This is a genomic window from Acinetobacter sp. PK01 (assembly GCF_022819285.1).
GTDB lineage: Bacteria > Pseudomonadota > Gammaproteobacteria > Pseudomonadales > Moraxellaceae > Acinetobacter > Acinetobacter tandoii.
Window position 1 is genome coordinate 3,216,336 of sequence record NZ_CP094643.1, and the last position, 19,600, is coordinate 3,235,935.

The window sequence follows — 19,600 nt, forward strand, 5'->3', positions numbered from 1 at the left end:
ACATGAAGATAAATAAACCAATATTTGAAAATGACGTGGAATATAAGGCCAGTCATGCTTTACACAGTGGTAAAGAATGGAATTGGCTTAATCCGAAGCGGGGCGAGTTTAGTCATCCTGCAAATTACTATGAAAGTTCATTAAAAACATGGCATGAATTTGAGACTTTAAATGCCGATCTGGTCTGTGATGTACTGGTAATTGGTGGAGGATTATTGGGAACATCCACAGCTTTGCATTTGGCAGAGCAAGGTGTAGACACTGTACTGGTCGAAAAAAACCGTATCGGCAGTGCTGCATCTGGACGTAATGGGGGACAACTGACTCCCGGTTTGGCGCGTTGGGAAGCTGAAACCATGGTGGAACACTTTAGTTTTGAAGATGCTAAAAAGTTATGGCATTTCACGTCCACCGAAGCCATGTCCTTAATTGATGGCATCAGTGAAAAATATGAGTTGGAATTGCAACGCAAACGCGGTCACATTACGGCTGCGGTACACCCTGGGCATTTAGATGCTTTGTGCGCAGGAATGCAAGCACGTGAGTATTTGCAAGAAACAAATACGTCGCTCTTAAATCAGGATGAATTGCGTGAACATGTCGCTTCTGAACATTATTTTGGCGGTTTGTTGGATCACCTCGGGGGACACATTCATCCCTTAGCCTTGACCCGTGGTTTGGCATATGGTTTTTGTCAAAATGGTGGCAAAATTTATGAGCAAACTGAAGTGCAATCTATACAAGAACGTGCTGATGGTATTTATGTCACTACGGCCAATGGAGTCATTAAAGCACGTAAAAGTGTGGTGATGGCGGTACATCATGCATCGTTTAAATTGCTAGAAGAACAAAAACAAACCACTATTCCGTTTTATACCTATGTGTGTACTACAGCGCCATTAGAGCTTGATTTAAAAGCATTGCTCCCGACTGATCTCCCTGTCTATGACACACAGTTTCAGATTGACTATTATCGTGGTGTATCAAAAAACCGCTTATTGTTTGGGGGGGAAGGAACGGGTTCGTGTTGGGATGCTGCACAAACACACGATTATTTGTTAGGGCGTATTCAACATGTATTTCCACAACTTAAACAGGTCGAGCTCGATTTTGTTTGGAGTGGAACCACTGATTTAACCGTGAATGGGGCTACTGACAGTCGTAAATTTGGCAATCAATATCCGATTTACGCAGTACATGGTTGGAGTGGACATGGCGTGGCGCAAACCGTACGCATTGGGAAAGCGATTGCTGATGATTTCTTGGGACTGTCAGATGATTTTGAAATGCTGACCAAAATTCAACACATGAATATTCCAATGGGTCGTGCATTGGCACCGATTGTCATTCCGATTGCCAAGAGCATGTATGGCATCGGCGCCATGATGAATCCAGGAAAAATGGTGTCATTCTAAATAAATCGCGTGATGATGAAGTCGATTGAATGTAGCAATCGACTTCATTCTTTTAAGTCATTAGAGTTGTTCAATTTCTGTTTTGGATTTCAAGCGTTTGGGTTTCCATTCACTGATGAGGATACCAAAAACCACCAACACACCACCTAACAAAGCCAATGGTGCCAAGCGTTCACCTGCAAGGCGTCCAAAAAGTGCTGCCCAAACGGGTTCGCCTGCATAAATAATGGCCGCTTGTGAAGGGGCTACCGAACGTTGTGCCCAATTCATGACGTACTGAATCAAGGCACTGGCGAGACCCAAACCCATCGCAATACTGAGCAAAGGCCATGAAAAGCTTGGAATGGTATGTTCACCTACCAATGGCATTGAGGCAAAGGCCAGTACAGAAGCCACCGCCAGTTGAATAACTGTCACCCGACCTAAATTTACTTTTGGGGCAAAATAACCAATCAGAATAATTTCCAATGCGATTCCAATTGCACCGAGTAAAGTCACTACCTGACCAAAGTTTAAAGTGATTGCATGGAAACCATTACCCGTCAATAAAACCAAGCCTATAAACGCACAAAGCGCGCCAATCCAAATCATAAAATGTGGGGCTTTACGGAAAATTAACCACAATAATACAGGGACTAAGGGCACATACAATGCGGTTAAAAATGCCGACTCACTGCTACTAATGGTTTGTAAACCCACAGTTTGCGTACCATAGCCGATAGTGAGCATACAGCCGATCATACAACCTGCGAATAGGTCTTGTGCGGTAATGTGTTTGAGTTGCCTAAAAGAGAGCAAACCAATAATGGTTGCTGCACAGGCAAAACGGCAACCTACAAAAAACATTGGTGAACTAAAATTAAGGGCATATTTCACAGTCAAAAATGTACCACCCCAAATAAAAGTAATAAGTATCAGGGCAATCACAGGAGCATTGGAGCCAAAACGTGCATTGAACATAGCGATCATTGGAGTTGTGTGCAGTATATTGCACATAGCTTGTCATGCTTTTATTTTTTGTGCAATATATTGCTCAAATTTTTCTTGAAATGCCAATATGAAGCATCCTGCGGTTTTACAATATGTGAGTCAAAATGTTCGCCATTACCGTAATCTAAAAGGCTTAAGTCAACAGCAATTGGCAGATTTGGCAGGTTTAAGTCGGCGCATGGTGGCAGGGGTGGAAACTGGGCAAGACAATATTAGTCTGGCGAAACTGAGCTTAATTGCCGATGTACTTGAGGTGGATTTTGCCCAGATGATTGCTGCGCCTGAACAACACGGCCAAGCCGTTGTAAATGCGTTAGCATGGCAAGGAACACAAGCCCAAAGTGAAGCAATACTTTTGGCTTCTGTATCTGCCAGCAAAAAGGTAGAGCTCTGGACGTGGACTTTGGCACCCAATGAACAATATTGTGCCGAACCCGACCCAGAAGGCTATCGTGAGATGTTGTATGTGATTGAAGGGGAGCTCACCTTAGATTTGGCAGGTGAAGTGCAAGTACTCCATGCAGGCGAATCGATCGTGTATGCCAGTACGATTGAATACCGTTACATTAATCAGGCCGAAGTTCCGCTCAAATTTATTCGTAATGCGATTTACTAAAGCGAGCATATGGGCTGAATCTAATTTTCAGCGAAAAAAGAGGTCATTTGACCTCTTTTTTATTGCTTAGACTTAAAGCGATTGCTGATCCAATAACAGTTGTGCTTCACGTAAGTTCAATGAACCTTCGTAAATAGCACGACCTGTAATTGCACCTAAAATACCAGGTTGACCTTTTAAGTGACGGACATCATCTAAATTCGTCACACCACCAGAGGCAATCACAGGCAAGCCTGAGTATTGTGCCAAATGAACGGTTTGTTCCACGTTTACACCTTGCATCATGCCATCACGGGCAATATCGGTATACACAATGCTCGATACGCCAGCATCTGCAAAACGTTTTGCGAGATCAGTGGCTTTCACATCTGTCACATTAGCCCAACCATCGGTTGCGACCATACCGTTCATGGCATCAATCCCGACAATGATATGACCAGCAAATTTCTTACATGCTTCTTCGACAAACTCAGGCTCTTTCACCGCTTTGGTGCCAATAATCACAAATGACACGCCTGCATCAAGGTAATGCTCAATGGTTTCCAGTGAACGAATACCGCCACCAATTTGAATTGGCAGCTCAGGTTGTGCTTTGGCAATCGCCTCAACCACAGGTTTATGAATCGGGGTACCCGCAAAAGCACCGTTTAAATCGACCAAATGCAAGCGACGTGCGCCTTCATTAACCCAATGCTGTGCAGTTGCTACAGGGTCATCAGAAAATACGGTATCGTCTTCCATACGGCCTTGTTTTAAACGGACACATTTGCCATCTTTCAGGTCAATTGCAGGGATGATCAGCATGCTTTCGCTCCTTACCCGATCTTTTAGAATTTATTCGCCGCAATCTTAGCAAAGTATTGGCAAATATCTAAGCAAGATGTTGCTTTTATTTCGTTCTATGTTGTGCAGCAGGCAAAGTTATACCTAAACGTTGTAACTCTTGATAAATCAGCACAGGGGCATAGGCATCGGCAGCCGCATATTGGATTTGTGCCGCGCTTAAAGGAAATTTACTCCAGTTTGAGGTGCTGACACTTTTACTTTTTGGAAAATTGACCTGAAACAGCAAGGCCATCGCATTTTTAACACCTACGGGAGTCGTGATGCCAAATGCAGTAAAAGCTTTGGCAAGATCAAGCACTTGATTGAAATGAATGCCTTTTTTACGAAACAGATGGGCATCATTTTTTAAACCAAAGCCAACTTTGAGTTGTTCAGGATTTTCAAAAATTGGAGTTAAAAAGTCCAAAATAGCAGGGCTAATTTGAAAAACATAGGCCTTATTGGCTGTTGCCAATTGAATGACATGCGGCCCCGTCGCAACTTCACCTTTACGAAAGGTGGGTTTAGATTCGGAATCAAAGCCAAAGAACGGGGCAGAAAATAGTTCATCTTGTAGAGCATGACACTGTTCGAGCTTGGAAATTAGTTGAATCTGATCGGGTAGCAAATTTTGAAAAACAGGTAATTGTTGAATTTGTTCTTTACTGGGGATTAATGATAAATCTAGCTTATCCATAGAATAAGTGCCTAAGATGATGCTTTAGCCTATAGCCTTTCATGTTGATTGGCAAAAGATTTGAAGTTAATAACCAATGATCAATATTCCTTTTAAGGGTAGCTGGATTCTTTGGGATGTATATAGTGTGTCTAAGAATTGATAGACTTTTTGAAAATCATCCGATTGGCGATAAGTATTTCGTACAGCCAAAACCAGATAATCAATATCAACCATCATACTGGCTTGAAATATATCTTTTAAGAACTGATTATTGACAACAGCACGGCCAGCCTCAACTTCAATAACGATTTTTTGCTCAAAGTGAATTGCATCGGCTAAGAAACTTTTAGAAGTTTTGTTATTGTAACCGTATAGGACTGGAACAGGGATTTTATCTTCGGCAGATTTACTTTTTTCAACTTTGAATCCGATTTGCTCAAGACCACTTGCAATAATAAGAAGTACCTCATTGCTTGAGAGTTGATGTATTTGTGAGTTGATATCATTAAGGCAATATTCGAAAACCTGAGTAACTTCTAAAAGTTTTGGTGTTGTTGGATGAGAGCGAGGAAAAAACTGAAATTGAATCATTTTTTATATATTTCTATGCTGTGATAGCCTGATATTAAAAGAAAAGCTCAACCGAAGTTGAGCTTTTAATAAATTTAAAATAAGAATGAATTAAATATCCCATTCCACAAAGTTTTTCAGCAATTGTAGTCCAGCCGTATGACTTTTTTCTGGATGGAACTGTGTCGCGAACAAGTTTTCTTGATGAATAGCAGTGCAGAATTGAATGCCATAATCACAGGTTGCCGCGACAATATTGCTGTCTTTCGGTTCGACATAGAAACTATGTACGAAGTAGAAACGTGCATCTTGTTCAATATTATTCCACATTGGGTGGCTTGGATCGGCCTGATGCACTTGATTCCAGCCCATGTGAGGTACTTTTAAGCCATCCATGTCTGGAAAGCGTTTGACGGCACCTTCAAAAATGCCGAGTGCATCCGTACCACCATTTTCTTCAGAATGCTGCATCAGTGCCTGCATACCTACGCAAATGGCCAAAACAGGTTTGTTAAATGCGGCTTGACGTACCACTTCATCAATCCCTGCTTCATGCATGCCTTGCATACAGTCTCGCATCGCACCGACACCTGGGAACACAATTTTGTCTGCTTGAGCAATCAGTTTCGGGTCATTGGTGACATCCACCGTAGCACCGACATATTCCAGTGCTTTTGCAGCTGAGTGCAAATTGCCCATGCCATAATCAAGAAGTGCAATACGGGTCATTACAAACTTCCTTTGGTTGACGCAATGGTATTGGCAGCACGAGGATCAACCTCACATGCCATACGCAATGCACGAGCAAATGCTTTGAACACACTTTCAATTTGGTGGTGGCTATTTTTACCCTTAAGGTTGTCAATGTGCACTGTCATGAGGGCATGATTGACGAAACCTTGGAAGAATTCAGAAAATAAATCCACATCAAAACGACCAATCATAGCGCGAGTAAATGGAATATCCATAAATAAACCCGGACGACCAGAAAGATCGACCACCGCACGGCTTAAAGATTCATCAAGTGGCGCATAAAAATGTCCATAACGACGCAAGCCTTTTTTATCACCTAATGCTTGGGCAAAGGCCTGACCTAGCGTAATACCGCAGTCTTCCACCGTGTGGTGATCATCAATTTCTAAGTCGCCATCACAATGGATATCAATATCAAATAGTCCATGCCGCTTGATTTGATCAATCATATGGTCTAAAAAAGGAACTCCAGTGTTTAAAGTGCCTTGACCAGTACCATCGAGATTTAAGCGTACTCGAATTTTGGTTTCGTTGGTATTTCTTACCACTTCACTGATACGTTCTGTCATAGACACGTTCCTCAAAAACGTCAAAAATGATTGATGTAAAATGTTTTTCGCCGTGACGAAATCACCGCATATTAGATTGCTCAGGAGGGTTTATCAATGCCTATTACCGTACATGCTTATACTTCACTAGAAAATGAAGAAATGCGCAGCCAGCTTGAGCGACTGTATGACACCAGCCCAGAATTTGGTGATGGGCAAGATGCGATAGAACAACTTGAACAAAACTTAGCTCAGTATACCCTAGTTTACACCGCAGAATTTAATACTAAAGTGATAGGTGCGATTTGGTGTACAGGGCAGGGTGAAAGTAAGACGCTGGAGTATATTGTGGTGCATCCTGCGAATCGTGGTCGTGGCGTTGCAGAACGGTTGGTCGCAGAAGTTTGCCGTATGGAAGAGGCCAAAGGGGTGAAAATATTTGAACCTGGTTGTGGTGCGATCCATCGCTGTTTAGCCCATTTAAATAAATTACCTAGCTAAACAGAATTAATCATGAAGTAGTAATCGGATTGCATCTGTATAGATTGAATAAAAGGGCAGCATTGATGCTGCCCTTTTATATGTAAGCCTGAATGGTGTATGAGAATGGGGGTAGTTTATGGCGATAACTCAAAATTTGTTGAAAAACCCATCATTTGATACAAAATTTGTAAAAATGTGCTTGACGCTTGTGGCTTAAACCGCTTTAATACGCCCCATCGGCGTGATAGCTCAGTAGGTAGAGCAACGGATTGAAAATCCGTGTGTCCCCAGTTCGATCCTGGGTCTCGCCACCATATATTTTAAAACCATATTTGTGTTTTCAATCCCTGATCCCATCAGGGATTTTTTTTGGCTGAAAAATATCCGATTGATCAAAAAGTTATGGATTAGGATTGACTAATCAGCTGAGATGAGGCTTAATACACGGCATCGGCGTGATAGCTCAGTAGGTAGAGCAACGGATTGAAAATCCGTGTGTCCCCAGTTCGATCCTGGGTCTCGCCACCATATTCAAAAAACCCTTAAACATTGTTTAAGGGTTTTTTTATGCACAAAAAAAAGTTGTGCTCTGTACAATCATGACTAAATTTAAAATAAAAATGGCGGGGAGCGAGGGGCAATGGCCAAGGATTTATTTTCTGCAAACAGTGAATTGTATCAACAAGCACGTCCTCAATATTCGACAGAAATTCTTGATGCCATTTTGACTTATGTGCCCGAACGGGCATTGGCTTGGGATTGTGGGGCCGGTTCGGGCCAATTTACCCAGTTAGTTGCACCTCATTTTGCGCAGGTGCTCGCGACAGACTTAAGCGAGCAGCAGCTTCAACAGGCTCCTGTCTTTGCCAATGTGCGTTATTTACAAGCCACAGCGGAACACAGCCCTTGTACGTCTGCGTCAGTGGATTTGGTTTGTGTGGCGCAAGCCATTCACTGGTTCGATTTTACGACCTTCTATGCTGAGGTAAAGCGTGTATTGAAACCAGAGGGTGTACTTGCCGTGGTTGGCTATGGTCTGATTCAATTGCAGGATGCTGAATTGCAGCATGCCTTACAGCAGCTCTATTTCAAAACGCTACAAGGTTATTGGGATCCAGAGCGGCGTTATATTGATGAGCATTATCAAACCATTCCTTTCCCTTTTCAGGAGTTGGCTGTTCCTGCTTTAGCCTTACGCTATACATGGAGCAGTATGCAACTGTTACAGTATTTAGCGACATGGTCAGGCGTACAGCACTATCAGCAACGACGCCAGCAAGATCCATTGCTGAATATACGTCAGTGTTTGGTAGCAAAGAGAAATCCTACAGTGAAGCTGAGTTTTCCTGTCTTGTTACGGGTAGGGCGTCAATTTGCGAGTGAAGTTGCCTAAAGGCTGTTTTACGTTGAAACAACTGTTTAATCATTTGCCGAGTTTTAAAATAAAAAGGGTAGAAATCTAAATGGACATTTTGCCATGTATTTCTCTCCCAAAATATTCAATGCACTGGCTTTGGGTGCATTGTTGATGAGTCATGGCTATGCCAATGTCCCATCTGATCTTTCCGCGCTGACAGAGCAAGATTTACGTCTTCAAACTGGAGATATTCAATCCCAGCCCGATGACGTCAGACAGCAAATCTTTGACCATTATTTGATAAAACTTGAGACTGCTCCGCAGCAGTGGAGATTGATCGACACGGCACGTGTTTCACAAGAAATTTTACCTCCAGAACGTATTCCAACTTTTGATTTGCCTTTACCGATTTTGTTACACGTTTATTCAATTGCGGATGGCTTACAGTCGGATGACCCGAGACTGGGGCTATATCGAATGATTGATCCCGTGGTGAATCCGAATAGTCCTATCCAGTATTTACAGCAAGCACCCCAAATTCAGTTGAATTTGGGCGTGGTTTCAATTGGGACAATTGAGCAGCAGATGAATGTTGATGGGTTAATGAAGATGTTTTTATTGACGCCACATTAAGTTGTTATGGTTTAAATTCTAAACTCAGCCAATAAAAAACGCCCCGATGGGGCGTTTTTTATGCTGATTTGAATTAAGCAGATTTTGCTTGTACTTCAGGAGCAAGCATGTGACCTGTTTCTTCAAAGTTAGAGTGCCAAGAAAGCGCTTCACGAAGTAAGTGAGGAGTATGGCCACCTTTTGCACATGAACGATCAAAGTAGTCGTTTAATGCATCGCGGTAAAGTGGGTGTGCACAGTTGTCGATAATCGCACGAGCACGCTCACGTGGTGCTAAACCACGAAGATCTGCCAGACCTTGTTCAGTTACAAGGATGTCTACGTCGTGCTCTGCATGGTCAACGTGTGATGCAAATGGAACAACAGAAGAAATGTCGCCACCTTTTGCAATTGATTTGGTCACGAAGATTGCCAAGTGTGCATTACGTGCGAAGTCACCTGAACCACCGATACCATTCATCATTTTTGTACCACAAACATGTGTTGAGTTCACGTTACCGTAAATATCAAACTCAAGTGCAGTATTGATACCGATAATACCTAGACGACGTACAAGTTCAGGATGGTTCGAAATTTCTTGTGGACGAAGCACCAGTTTGTCTTTATATGCTTCAAGGTTATTGAACACTTTCTCGCCGTATTTTGCAGAAAGTGTAATCGAAGAACCTGACGCAAAAATCATTTTACCTGCATCAATCAATTCGAAAGTACAGTCTTGAAGAACTTCTGAATACATGATCAGGTCTTCGAAGTTTGAATCTTTCAAACCGGTCAATACTGCGTTTGCGATTGAACCGATACCTGCTTGAAGCGGACCTAAGTTTTTCGGTAAACGTTCTTCAGCCACTTCTTTTTCGAAGAATGCGATTAAGTGGTTTGCGATTGCTTGAGTTTCATCATCTGGAGCAGTCACAGTTGATGGAGAATCATGTAATTCGCTGTTGAATACGATACCGACAATTTTAGATGGATCGATGTTGATCGCAGTTGTACCAATACGCTCGTCCACTTGAGTTAATGGAATTGGTTGGCGTGTTGGGCGATATGTTGGAATATAGATGTCGTGTAAGCCTTCAAATGCTGGGCTTAAGTTGGTGTTGATTTCAACAATTACTTTCTCAGCAAAAATTGCAAAGCTTGCAGAGTTACCTACAGATGTTGTTGGAATGATGCCGCCATCTTCAGTGATCGCTACGGCTTCAATCACCGCAACATCAGGCTTTTTCAACTGAAGATTACGCATTTGTTCAACAGTTTCAGACAAGTGTTGGTCAATGAACATCACTTCGCCATTGTTGATGGCTTTACGTAAAGTGTTGTCGACTTGGAAAGGAAGGCGACGAGCTAGAACACCCGCTTCAGTCAATTGTTTGTCAAGGTCATTCCCTAGACTCGCACCCGTAATTAACGTGATTTTTAATGGGTTCGTGTGAGCACGTTTTACTAAAGCCAATGGAACAGCTTTTGCTTCGCCAGCACGGGTAAAGCCACTCATACCGACAGTCATACCGTCCTGAATGAATTCCGCAGCTTGTTCTGCGCTGATGACTTTGTCGTGTAGTGAAGCTAAACGAATGCGATCTAATGACATGGTTTACTCTCGTTGGAATTTTGAAACTGATAGGGATTGTACCCATCAGAAAACGCATTTTGCATACCTGTTAGGCTAAGGTCTAATTTTTTAGAAAAATGCGGGTATAACAAATTTTGATAATTTTTAATCAATTGATTTTATGAGGGATATTTCATAACTATTCGGTTGTTTTTAATACTGACTGTACGGTTATTGATCAAAATTAGTGCAAAATTTGTTACAAATGGCATGTTTTGAAGATCACAACATCACGATACAGAAAAATTTAGATTAAAAAGCAGAGTAAATCATTTTAAATAAGCTGGAAATTTCACTCAATCGCTGTTGAAGGAATGATCGGAAGGGCATGAGTAAAGACATCAATTACTGAAAGGTGAAAGTCCATAATTTAGAAATACGGCTTTCACCATTGCAGGATAAGCAAATAAATTAGAAGTGTTCGCTAATACTTTGTTTTAATTTTTCTATGGGATTAGCGGTGCTTAGTTCTTCAGGTTCGTCTTTGGGCAAAGGCAGTAAAATAATGGCTTCAAGCCCACCTTGCTCACGATTGTGAATGAGGAGTTTACCCTGATGAATGTCCACAATGCGCTTCACAATGGCCAATCCTAAGCCACTGCCTTGCACTGTTCGAGCAGCATTGCCTCGCACAAATGGTTGCATCAGATCTTCAATTTGGTCTTCTGGAATCCCTTCCCCATGATCTGCCACACTAATTAAAATATGTTCGCCTTCCACCCGTGCGGATAACTCAACAGGTTCTGCGCCGTACCGTTTAGAATTATTAATTAAATTACCAATTAAGCGTTTCAGGGACAGACTGCGTGCTTGAATTAGGGGTAGTTCTTGCGGACTAAAGCGAACATCAAGAGGTTTAAATTGAATGACCAATTCCTGCAATAAATTATTGATATCCGTAGCTTGTAGGACTTCATCTGAGCCATCGCGCATAAAGGAAATGAATTGATTTAAAATTGCATCCATATCTTCCACATCATAAATCAGACCTTCTTTCAGGAAGTCATCATCTGGCATCATTTCTGCGCTGAGGCGAATACGTGTGAGGGGCGTGCGTAAGTCATGTGAAATACCTGCCAGCATAATACGACGATCTCGCTCTGTCTGATCTAGTGTATAAATCATATGGTTAAATGCTTGATTCACCTCACGAATTTCTTGCGGACCATGATTGGTTTCTAAGTACGGTGCAGTGCCTGTTCTACTGTAGCTGTTGGCGGCATTTTGCAAACGACGCAATGGGCGATTCAATTGACGCACTAGCGTTAAAATAATAACAGCAGATATGAGTGGAACCCCAAACAGCCAGCCGAAAATGAGTTCTGGACTGTAGTTAGCGTAGGTTTTTAAGGGTTCACGTACCCAGTGTCCATTCATTTCGGGGGTTTGCACCCAAATTCTGGGACTTGGTTTAAACTGAAAATATACGGTGACGTCTTTGATATTTAATTCTTTGGCAAGCTGATGCTCAATGCGGTTGGTAAAGAAGTCGGCAATCAGTTTATCTTTGACGTTTGGATATTCATTAGGATCGGTGACATATTCAACCCCAACGCGTTGTTTGAGCCATTGGTCAATGTCGAGTTGAACATCATCGTGGTAAATCTTTAAGCGAGGGTTGTTGATCATTTCTAATTCAACGGCAAGAAATCTCGCGTGTTGTTGAATTTCAGGTAAATACAGGGTTTTCCAGAAGAACCATAACGACATGAATAAGCTAAAGAACACCACAAACAACACCAGTACCGTGGTACGCATGGCAGCAGAACGAGGCTTGATTTTATCGAAAAAACGTTCTGAAGAAGTGCGTTTCTTTTCAGAATAGGCGACAAAATCGGTAAATTCTTGCGGGTCGATCGGATCTAGTTTCACGGTAATTCCCCATAATTTAAGAACAGGGTTAAGTTTGTGCAGGGTCTTACTGTGATTAATTTAAATTCCAGTTTTAACCTTCGGTTCGACCTACTTTTGTTTTGGCAAAAGTAGGCAAAACCATTTCCATTTGCAAAACTCGACAGATACAAACATTGATCTGAATTCTCGCAGAAACATTTTTATTTAAAATCTCCTGCCTCGAACAGTTGCGAATGGTTATGTCACGAAATTCTTAAACATGATTTAAGATATTTCTTTGAGTTTTAATTACTCAGCACCATCTGGAACAAAAACATAACCTACACCCCAAACCGTTTGAATATAACGGGCACGGGCAGGGTTTTCTTCAATCAGGCGACGTAAGCGAGAAACTTGTACGTCAATTGAACGCTCCATAGCCCCCCATTCACGTCCACGCGCTAAATTCATTAATTTGTCACGAGTGAGTGGTTCGCGCGGATGTTGTACGAGGGCTTTCAGTACTGCAAACTCACCCGTAGTCAGTGTAACCACTTGACCTTCACGCGTTAAAGTTCGGGTTGAAAGGTCTAATGACCAAGGTCCAAAGCTGACTACTTCCATTTGCTGACTTGGTGCACCAGGCACTTCGCGGACTTGACGACGCAACACTGCACGAATACGGGCTAACAATTCATTTGGGTTAAATGGCTTAGGTAAATAATCATCTGCACCCGCTTCTAAACCCGCAATACGGTCTGAATCGCTACCACGCGCGGTCAGCATAATAATAGGCGTATCAATATTTGAATGGCGCAAACGACGACAAATACTTAAACCATCTTCCACAGGAAGCATAAAATCGAGCACGATAAGTGAAAACAGTTCACGTTGAAGTAAGCGATCCATTTGAGTGGCATCGTGAGCCGTTTTCACCACGAAACCTTTATCTTCCAAGAATCGCTGTAATAGCGTACGTAAACGCACATCATCATCTACGACGAGAATGCGTTCAACGCGGTCAGTGTCTGCATGTACAACATCGCCATGTTCCGCAGGTACAACTAAACTCATGATGTGTGCTCCTTATTCTTTATTGTCATCGTATACGGGGTCAAGAGATCACAAGGAGTATACGATTCATTTATATCGATTTGCTATGTTCTAAAGCAACAAATATTGCAGATAAAATCAAGGCATAGATACCAAATATATACATCTAAAATAACGGATTAATGACTGATTTACTGTAGTTCTTTGCTTAATTATGAAAAAAAAGTGTGCGATTGATGAAAAAATCGAAAATTGGCAAATTCGACCAGAATGAAATTTAATAAAACAATTGTGGATTTTATGGTCTTGGTCTTTATAATCATGGCTTTTAGAACTTATCCTTGTGGGATCAAACACGATGACTGACTTAGTTCAGCAGTTGGCAACAGAGCTTGCCGTACGTTCAAATCAAGTCGAAGCTGCGATTAAACTAATCGATGAGGGCGCAAGCGTTCCATTTATCGCACGTTACCGTAAAGAAGTGACGCAAGGTCTAGACGACACTCAGTTACGTCAGCTCGATACACGTTTAGCTTATTTAAGAGACTTATACGAGCGTCGTGACAAAGTCATTGAATCATTGAAAGAACAAAATAAATTGTCAGATGATTTATTGGCACGCGTGAATGCTGCTGAAACCAAAAATGCTTTAGAAGAAATTTACGCGCCTTATCGTCCAAAGCGCACCAGTAAATCATTTAAAGCGAAAGAAGCGGGCTTGGGTCCAATTGCAGAAAAAATCTTTCAAGAAGCAGTTGAGCCAAGTGAAGCATTGGCGGGATTTAGTCATGAAGAATACCCAGATGTGGAAAGCCAGCTTGATGCAATCCAGCACATTTTGATAGATGACTGGGCACAAAATATTGCGTTAACCACCGAGTTAAAAAGTACTTTTGCCAAAACAGCCGTATTAAAAAGTTTAGTCGCAAGTGAAGAGAAAAAAGAAGTCGGTAAAAAATTCCGTGATTACTTCGACTTCTCTGAAAACTTGAATAAAGTCCCTTCACATCGTTTATTGGCGATGTTACGTGGCCGTCAAGAAAATGTCTTGGGCTTAAAGGTTGATGGTGACGATAACGCACCATTGGCACGTATTGAAGTTGAATACAACTTAGATCAAGTTCAGCCACAAGCACGTCAAGACTTTTTAAAGCAAACTGCAAAACTGTTCTGGTTAGGTAAAGTTCGTCCAAGCATCGAACATTCATTATTGACAGAAAAGCGTTTGAATGCCGAAGCTGAAGCGATGCAAGTGTTTGCAGAAAACCTACGCCACTTATTGCTTTCAGCACCAGCAGGCAGCCGTTGTACGCTTGGTGTCGACCCTGGTATTCGTACAGGCGTGAAATTGGCTGTGGTCAATGAATCAGGTGATGTGGTTGCACATAGCACCATTTATCCATTTGCACCGAAAGAAGACAAAGCAGGTTCAATTGCTGAATTAGCGCGTTTGTGCCAAGAATTTAAGGTCGATTTAATCGCGATTGGTAATGGTACAGCTAGCCGTGAAACAGAAGCTGTCGTTGCTGAAATGATGGCACAACACCCTGAACTTAAGGTTACCCGTGTGACCGTCAGTGAAGCTGGTGCATCGGTTTATTCAGCATCTGAATTGGCTTCGGCTGAATTGCCAGAGTTGGATGTGTCGATTCGTGGTGCGGTTTCAATTGCGCGTCGCTTACAAGACCCATTGGCTGAATTAGTCAAAATTGATCCAAAATCAATTGGCGTAGGTCAATATCAACATGATGTGAACCAAACTGGTTTAGCTAAAACCCTAGATGCTGTGGTTGAAGACTGTGTGAACGCAGTGGGTGTAGATGTAAACACTGCTTCTGCTGCAATTTTGGGTTATATCGCAGGTTTGAATAAAGCGATTGCACAACAAATCGTGGAATTCCGTAAAGAAAATGGTCGTTTCGACAACCGTCAAGACCTGAAAAAAGTGCCTCGTTTAGGCGATCGTACTTTTGAACAAGCGGCAGGTTTCTTACGTATTCAAAATGGTAGCGAACCACTAGATGCTTCTGCGGTGCATCCTGAGAGTTATGGTTTAGTCGAAAAAATGGTGACTGCCAAAGCGACTACCGTAAAAGACTTAATTGGCAACAGCGAAATTATTCGTCAAATTAAGGCAGAAGATTTTGCTGATGAACAATTTGGTTTGCCAACGATTCAAGACGTTTTAAGCGAATTGGAAAAACCAGGCCGTGACCCACGTCCAGAATTCCGTACTGCTAAATTCCGTGAAGACATTACAGAAGTTGCGCAACTCACTGAAGGCATGCAGCTTGAAGGTGTCGTGACCAATGTGACGAACTTCGGTGCTTTCGTTGATGTGGGTGTACATCAGGATGGTTTGGTACACATTTCTGAATTGGCGAATGAGTTTGTTTCTGATCCGCACAAAGTAGTGAAACCTGGTCAAATTGTTCAGGTGCGTGTACTACAAGTTGATGCAGAGCGTAACCGTGTGAACTTGTCAATGCGTCCAGAAGGTTCTGAAGCTCCAGCTAAAGCACCGCGTCAACCACGTCGTGAGCAAAATCAAGAACAGCGCGCTGAACGTAAGCCACAGGGTAAACGCCCACAGCAGATGCGTCCACAAGGTGACCGTCCACAGCGTCAAGGTGGTCAAAAACCGCAAGCCAATAAACCCCAAGAGAACAAGATCGGTGGTTTAGGTGCATTGTTATTACAAGCAGGTATTAAAGGCTCGAAATAAGCCTGAGTTCAACTAAGAAAAACCTCCCAATCGGGAGGTTTTTTTATGCTTAAAATATATCGAGATATATTTTGAACTGATATGTAGTGGCATTTTTAATTTCAAGATGAGCCGAATCTGAAGATCAACAAAAATAATATTAAAAGCTGTTAAACCTTCACAACAGCACAGCAGAACTTCACTTTTCACCCAGCAGATTGTCCGACAAGATTGAGAGCGTCTGGATATTAATATACAGACGTAAACTTTTTGCTATTTAATCATTATAAACGGTTTAACTATGTTGACTTTAGAAAGAAAAAACCGATTCCATATCAGGGATGCTTTGTCGGGTTTAGTGGTGTTTTTGGTGGCATTACCGCTGTGTTTAGGTATTGCTCTTGCATCAGGTGCTCCCATTATTTCAGGGATTATCTCAGGAATTATTGGTGGTATAGTTGTTGGGCTTTTGAGTGGCTCACACATTAGCGTTGCAGGTCCAGCAGCGGGGCTAACGGCAGTGATTCTGGTGCAATTGGATCAATTAGGCGGCAATTATGCCGCTTTTTTATTGTGTATTATTTTTGCAGGTCTACTGCAAATTGGTTTTGGTTTACTCAGGCTCGGTTTCTTTGCCAACTTTATTCCCAACAATGTCATTTTGGGGTTATTGGCGGCTATTGGAATCATTCTAATTCTCAGCCAATTGCCCTATCTGTTGGGTTTTTCCAATTTCTCATGGCAACAGCTCTGGGGAGGTCAAATTCACACTGTGTTTACCACAGTCGATGCTGGTGCGGCACTGATTGGCTTATTCAGCTTATTGCTGATCTTGATGTGGGATTGTAGCCCGCTCAAAAAATACAATATTCCTTCCGCATTGATGGCTGTCGTTTTGGCAGCAGGAATCAATTATCTGTTAGTTGCTACTCAATCTCCTTGGGCAGTGAGTACGTCAAATTTAATTCAATTACCCAACATTTGGCAGGCACCTGAGCAGGTATTGATGGGACCTGACTGGCGTTATTTAACTGAACCCTTAATTTATACAGGAGCACTGACTTTAGCCGTGGTCGCTTCTTTGGAAACTTTGCTCAATCTGGAGGCGGCGGACAAGTTAGACCCATATAAACGCTCGTCACCTCCAAATCGTGAATTGTGGGCACAAGGCATTGGCAATGTGGTTTCGGGCGCTGTTGGGGGGATGCCATTGACTTCGGTGATTGTTCGTAGTTCGGTTAATGCCAATTCAGGAGCGCGGAGTAAGTATTCCAGTGTGATTCATGGGCTATTGCTGTTGTTGGCCGTGCTATGTTTTGTGCCGTTGATGAATATGATTCCCTTATCGGCATTGGCTGCCATTTTATTAGTGACGGGCTTTAAACTCACGCATCCAAAGTTGTTCCAACAGCTATATCAAAAGGGTTGGAAGCAGTTTGTGCCATTTATTATTACCCTGATAGCGATTTTACTGACTGATTTGTTGATGGGGATTCTGGTCGGGTTATTCTGTAGTGCGGCTTTTATTCTGTACGGAAACTTTTATAAAGGTGTCAGAATTTATAAAGAGCATCATTTGCATGGTGTCGTGACTCGTATTGAACTACCGTCTCAAGTCACTTTTTTGAATCGTTCAGCCCTCATTTCAGCGCTGGAGCATATTCATGCAGGTGAACAGTTAATTATTGACGCCACACAGTCGGAATCGATTGATGCAGATATCTATCAGGTCATTCAAGATTATCAAGCTGAAACAGCACTGAAACGTCAAGTTGATGTGAAATTGATTGGCTTTAAACAACATTATCAAGAACTGGATGATGCGGCCCTCGATATTGATATCAGCACTGCTGAATTACAGCGTCAATTGAGTCCAGCGCAAGTGATTGATTTACTTAAAGCAGGGAATGAGCGTTTCGTTCAGAATGACCGTTTGCAACGGGATATCTACCGTCAGCTCCGTGTCACGGCTGATCAAGGTCAGCACCCGATTGCAGCAGTATTGGGGTGTATGGATTCGCGTGCGCCAACAGAAATGTTGTTTGATGTCGGGATTGGAGATCTGTTTAGTTTACGGATTGCAGGGAATATCGCAGGACAAAAGGTATTAGGCTCGCTCGAATTCGCCTGTCAGGCCAAAGGCTCTAAAGTGATTGTGGTACTAGGGCATACCGACTGTGGTGCAGTCAGCAGTGCTTGCCAATTACGCTTACAGCAGAAACAAATTGCAGAGGTGAAAGAGATGCCGCACATTCAATATGTGTTGGGGCCTTTAATGCAATCGGTTAACAGTGTGTATCAGATTATGCAGCCACGTGAGCTGAATAAAGCTTTCTTGGATCAAGTTACGGCACTGAATGTGTTGTACAACATGCAATATATTCAGCAACACAGTAGCGTGTTGGCGGAGATGTTAGAGCAAGGACAAATTGCAATTGTCGGTGCAATTTATGATGTGCAAACGGGTCGGGTCAATTTTCTGGAAACCTAAAGGCGTATTAAGCGTTTAAGGGAGATGAATTACAGAATGTATGCAGTTTGAAATCTAAATACAGCCATAAAAAAGCCTGTCATTGGACAGGCTTTTTGAATATTTGAACTTACCAATGTTCACCTGGGAACAGACGGGCATACGCTTTTTGTACCCAATTGAGGCGTTCTTGTTTGCCTACAGAAGCAGAAGAGCTTGGGAACAAGTTATAGCCAATCGACATAAACATATTGTTAATATCAGGGGCAATGGCATAGGTAATCGATGCTAAACGACCAAGATTTGTCGCAATTTTCTTCGGACGCTTCACAATCGCATAAGCAATTAGGTCAGCCGCTTGTTCAGGAGACAGCGTAGGCACATATTTATAAATTTTGGTTGGTGCAATCATCGGTGTGCGAACCAATGGCATATAAATTGAAGTAATAGCAATTTTATGTGCATGTGCTTCTGCAGACAGACAGCGACTAAATGCATCTAGAGCTGCTTTAGAGGCGACATACGCCGAGAAACGAGTTGCATTGGCTAATACACCAATCGAGCTGATATTAATGATTTGACCGCCTTTACGATCCATCATATGAGGAAGTAAGTTCAGCACCAAACGGACAGCACCAAAATAATTCAATTGCATGGTACGTTCAAAATCATGAAAGCGATCAAGTGATTCGTGGACGGCACGACGAATAGAACGGCCTGCATTATTAATTAAAATATCAATATGTTCCACAGACGCTAAGATTTCTTTAGAGACAGCATCAATGGCTTCCATGTCATTCAGGTCACATGGGAATACTGACGCCTTGCCACCTTTGGCTTCAATTTCGGCCTTGACTTCATCTAAAGTTTCTTTGGTACGTGAGACGAGGAGGACATGTGCCCCTGCATCGGCAAGACGATGTGCTGTAGTTAAGCCAATGCCGCTAGATGCGCCTGTAATGAGGACGGTTTTACCGTGGATACGGTCCTGAAAGAGTTTCTCTAATTTTGCTTTCACGCTGTGTTTCCCTGATTAGAATTTAGTTCACTTAAATCCTA

The 19,600-nt window shown here is 42.3% G+C and carries 17 protein-coding genes and 2 tRNA genes; 9 read left to right on the forward strand and 10 right to left on the reverse strand.

Annotation, left to right across the window (positions count from 1 at the left end; genetic code table 11):
- The first annotated feature begins 2 nt into the window (after positions 1-2).
- On the forward strand, positions 3-1,415 hold the full coding sequence (locus MP622_RS15175) for an FAD-dependent oxidoreductase (RefSeq protein ID WP_044739115.1): 1,413 nt from the start codon (positions 3-5) through the stop codon (positions 1,413-1,415).
- A gap of 60 nt (positions 1,416-1,475) precedes the next feature.
- Here MP622_RS15175 and MP622_RS15180 read toward each other — a convergent pair whose 3' ends face one another.
- A complete protein-coding gene (locus MP622_RS15180) occupies positions 1,476-2,375 on the reverse strand; it encodes a DMT family transporter (RefSeq protein ID WP_243793560.1) in 900 nt (299 codons plus the stop codon).
- Between the two features lie 97 nt (positions 2,376-2,472).
- On the opposite strand from MP622_RS15180, the gene MP622_RS15185 reads away from it, so the two are divergent.
- Positions 2,473-3,021 (forward strand): XRE family transcriptional regulator, encoded by a 549-nt coding sequence (locus MP622_RS15185; protein WP_104441373.1) that lies wholly within the window; start codon positions 2,473-2,475, stop codon positions 3,019-3,021.
- A gap of 72 nt (positions 3,022-3,093) precedes the next feature.
- On the opposite strand, the gene hisA is transcribed toward MP622_RS15185, so the two are convergent.
- From hisA to hisB, 5 genes are all read right to left on the reverse strand, one after another.
- The gene (hisA, locus tag MP622_RS15190; protein WP_016168744.1) at positions 3,094-3,825 is read right to left on the reverse strand and encodes a 1-(5-phosphoribosyl)-5-[(5-phosphoribosylamino)methylideneamino]imidazole-4-carboxamide isomerase; all 732 of its coding nucleotides are present in this window, start codon (positions 3,823-3,825) and stop codon (positions 3,094-3,096) included.
- 85 nt (positions 3,826-3,910) lie between these two features.
- Positions 3,911-4,543, reverse strand: a complete 633-nt coding sequence (locus MP622_RS15195; protein WP_243791658.1) for a 3'-5' exonuclease — start codon at positions 4,541-4,543, stop codon at positions 3,911-3,913.
- A gap of 66 nt (positions 4,544-4,609) precedes the next feature.
- The gene (locus MP622_RS15200; RefSeq protein ID WP_243791660.1) at positions 4,610-5,116 is read right to left on the reverse strand and encodes a hypothetical protein; all 507 of its coding nucleotides are present in this window, start codon (positions 5,114-5,116) and stop codon (positions 4,610-4,612) included.
- 90 nt (positions 5,117-5,206) lie between these two features.
- Positions 5,207-5,824 carry an imidazole glycerol phosphate synthase subunit HisH gene (gene hisH / locus MP622_RS15205; RefSeq protein WP_016168742.1) on the reverse strand — a complete coding sequence of 206 codons (618 nt, stop codon included), beginning with the start codon at positions 5,822-5,824 and terminating at the stop codon, positions 5,207-5,209.
- The gene (gene hisB / locus MP622_RS15210) at positions 5,824-6,417 is read right to left on the reverse strand and encodes an imidazoleglycerol-phosphate dehydratase HisB (RefSeq protein WP_016168741.1); all 594 of its coding nucleotides are present in this window, start codon (positions 6,415-6,417) and stop codon (positions 5,824-5,826) included. Before hisB ends, hisH begins: the two co-directional genes overlap by 1 nt.
- A gap of 96 nt (positions 6,418-6,513) precedes the next feature.
- Here hisB and MP622_RS15215 point away from each other — a divergent pair, with 96 nt between their 5' ends.
- From MP622_RS15215 to MP622_RS15235, 5 genes are all read left to right on the forward strand, one after another.
- Positions 6,514-6,897 carry a GNAT family N-acetyltransferase gene (locus MP622_RS15215; RefSeq protein ID WP_016168740.1) on the forward strand — a complete coding sequence of 128 codons (384 nt, stop codon included), beginning with the start codon at positions 6,514-6,516 and terminating at the stop codon, positions 6,895-6,897.
- 220 nt (positions 6,898-7,117) lie between these two features.
- Positions 7,118-7,193 (forward strand) — tRNA-Phe (locus MP622_RS15220).
- Between the two features lie 138 nt (positions 7,194-7,331).
- Positions 7,332-7,407 (forward strand) — tRNA-Phe (locus MP622_RS15225).
- Positions 7,408-7,519: 112 nt separating this feature from the next.
- On the forward strand, positions 7,520-8,272 hold the full coding sequence (locus MP622_RS15230) for a class I SAM-dependent methyltransferase (RefSeq protein ID WP_243791661.1): 753 nt from the start codon (positions 7,520-7,522) through the stop codon (positions 8,270-8,272).
- Positions 8,273-8,356: 84 nt separating this feature from the next.
- Complete coding sequence (locus tag MP622_RS15235; protein WP_243791663.1) at positions 8,357-8,869, forward strand: hypothetical protein; 513 nt, start codon at positions 8,357-8,359, stop codon at positions 8,867-8,869.
- Positions 8,870-8,942: 73 nt separating this feature from the next.
- On the opposite strand, the gene MP622_RS15240 is transcribed toward MP622_RS15235, so the two are convergent.
- The 3 genes from MP622_RS15240 to ompR form a co-directional block, all read right to left on the reverse strand.
- Positions 8,943-10,460 carry an acetyl-CoA hydrolase/transferase family protein gene (locus tag MP622_RS15240; protein WP_016168737.1) on the reverse strand — a complete coding sequence of 506 codons (1,518 nt, stop codon included), beginning with the start codon at positions 10,458-10,460 and terminating at the stop codon, positions 8,943-8,945.
- A 432-nt stretch (positions 10,461-10,892) separates the two neighbouring features.
- On the reverse strand, positions 10,893-12,353 hold the full coding sequence (locus MP622_RS15245) for an ATP-binding protein (protein ID WP_243791665.1): 1,461 nt from the start codon (positions 12,351-12,353) through the stop codon (positions 10,893-10,895).
- Positions 12,354-12,623: 270 nt separating this feature from the next.
- On the reverse strand, positions 12,624-13,388 hold the full coding sequence (gene ompR, locus MP622_RS15250; protein WP_016168735.1) for a two-component system response regulator OmpR: 765 nt from the start codon (positions 13,386-13,388) through the stop codon (positions 12,624-12,626).
- Positions 13,389-13,725: 337 nt separating this feature from the next.
- On the opposite strand from ompR, the gene MP622_RS15255 reads away from it, so the two are divergent.
- Positions 13,726-16,092 carry a Tex family protein gene (locus MP622_RS15255; protein ID WP_243791667.1) on the forward strand — a complete coding sequence of 789 codons (2,367 nt, stop codon included), beginning with the start codon at positions 13,726-13,728 and terminating at the stop codon, positions 16,090-16,092.
- Between the two features lie 280 nt (positions 16,093-16,372).
- On the forward strand, positions 16,373-18,562 hold the full coding sequence (locus tag MP622_RS15260; protein ID WP_104441378.1) for a SulP family inorganic anion transporter: 2,190 nt from the start codon (positions 16,373-16,375) through the stop codon (positions 18,560-18,562).
- A gap of 109 nt (positions 18,563-18,671) precedes the next feature.
- Here MP622_RS15260 and MP622_RS15265 read toward each other — a convergent pair whose 3' ends face one another.
- A complete protein-coding gene (locus MP622_RS15265; protein WP_044737338.1) occupies positions 18,672-19,559 on the reverse strand; it encodes an SDR family NAD(P)-dependent oxidoreductase in 888 nt (295 codons plus the stop codon).
- Between the last annotated feature and the right edge of the window lie 41 nt (positions 19,560-19,600).

Bases quoted from the DNA above. Each gene is read 5' to 3' on its own strand.
- MP622_RS15175 (WP_044739115.1), top strand. From the start codon at position 3: ATGAAGATAAATAAACCAATATTTGAAAATGACGTGGAATATAAGGCC.
- MP622_RS15180 (WP_243793560.1), bottom strand. From the start codon at position 2,375: ATGTTCAATGCACGTTTTGGCTCCAATGCTCCTGTGATTGCCCTGATA.
- MP622_RS15185 (WP_104441373.1), top strand. From the start codon at position 2,473: ATGAAGCATCCTGCGGTTTTACAATATGTGAGTCAAAATGTTCGCCAT.
- hisA (WP_016168744.1), bottom strand. From the start codon at position 3,825: ATGCTGATCATCCCTGCAATTGACCTGAAAGATGGCAAATGTGTCCGT.
- MP622_RS15195 (WP_243791658.1), bottom strand. From the start codon at position 4,543: ATGGATAAGCTAGATTTATCATTAATCCCCAGTAAAGAACAAATTCAA.
- MP622_RS15200 (WP_243791660.1), bottom strand. From the start codon at position 5,116: ATGATTCAATTTCAGTTTTTTCCTCGCTCTCATCCAACAACACCAAAA.
- hisH (WP_016168742.1), bottom strand. From the start codon at position 5,824: ATGACCCGTATTGCACTTCTTGATTATGGCATGGGCAATTTGCACTCA.
- hisB (WP_016168741.1), bottom strand. From the start codon at position 6,417: ATGACAGAACGTATCAGTGAAGTGGTAAGAAATACCAACGAAACCAAA.
- MP622_RS15215 (WP_016168740.1), top strand. From the start codon at position 6,514: ATGCCTATTACCGTACATGCTTATACTTCACTAGAAAATGAAGAAATG.
- MP622_RS15230 (WP_243791661.1), top strand. From the start codon at position 7,520: ATGGCCAAGGATTTATTTTCTGCAAACAGTGAATTGTATCAACAAGCA.
- MP622_RS15235 (WP_243791663.1), top strand. From the start codon at position 8,357: ATGTATTTCTCTCCCAAAATATTCAATGCACTGGCTTTGGGTGCATTG.
- MP622_RS15240 (WP_016168737.1), bottom strand. From the start codon at position 10,460: ATGTCATTAGATCGCATTCGTTTAGCTTCACTACACGACAAAGTCATC.
- ompR (WP_016168735.1), bottom strand. From the start codon at position 13,388: ATGAGTTTAGTTGTACCTGCGGAACATGGCGATGTTGTACATGCAGAC.
- MP622_RS15255 (WP_243791667.1), top strand. From the start codon at position 13,726: ATGACTGACTTAGTTCAGCAGTTGGCAACAGAGCTTGCCGTACGTTCA.
- MP622_RS15260 (WP_104441378.1), top strand. From the start codon at position 16,373: ATGTTGACTTTAGAAAGAAAAAACCGATTCCATATCAGGGATGCTTTG.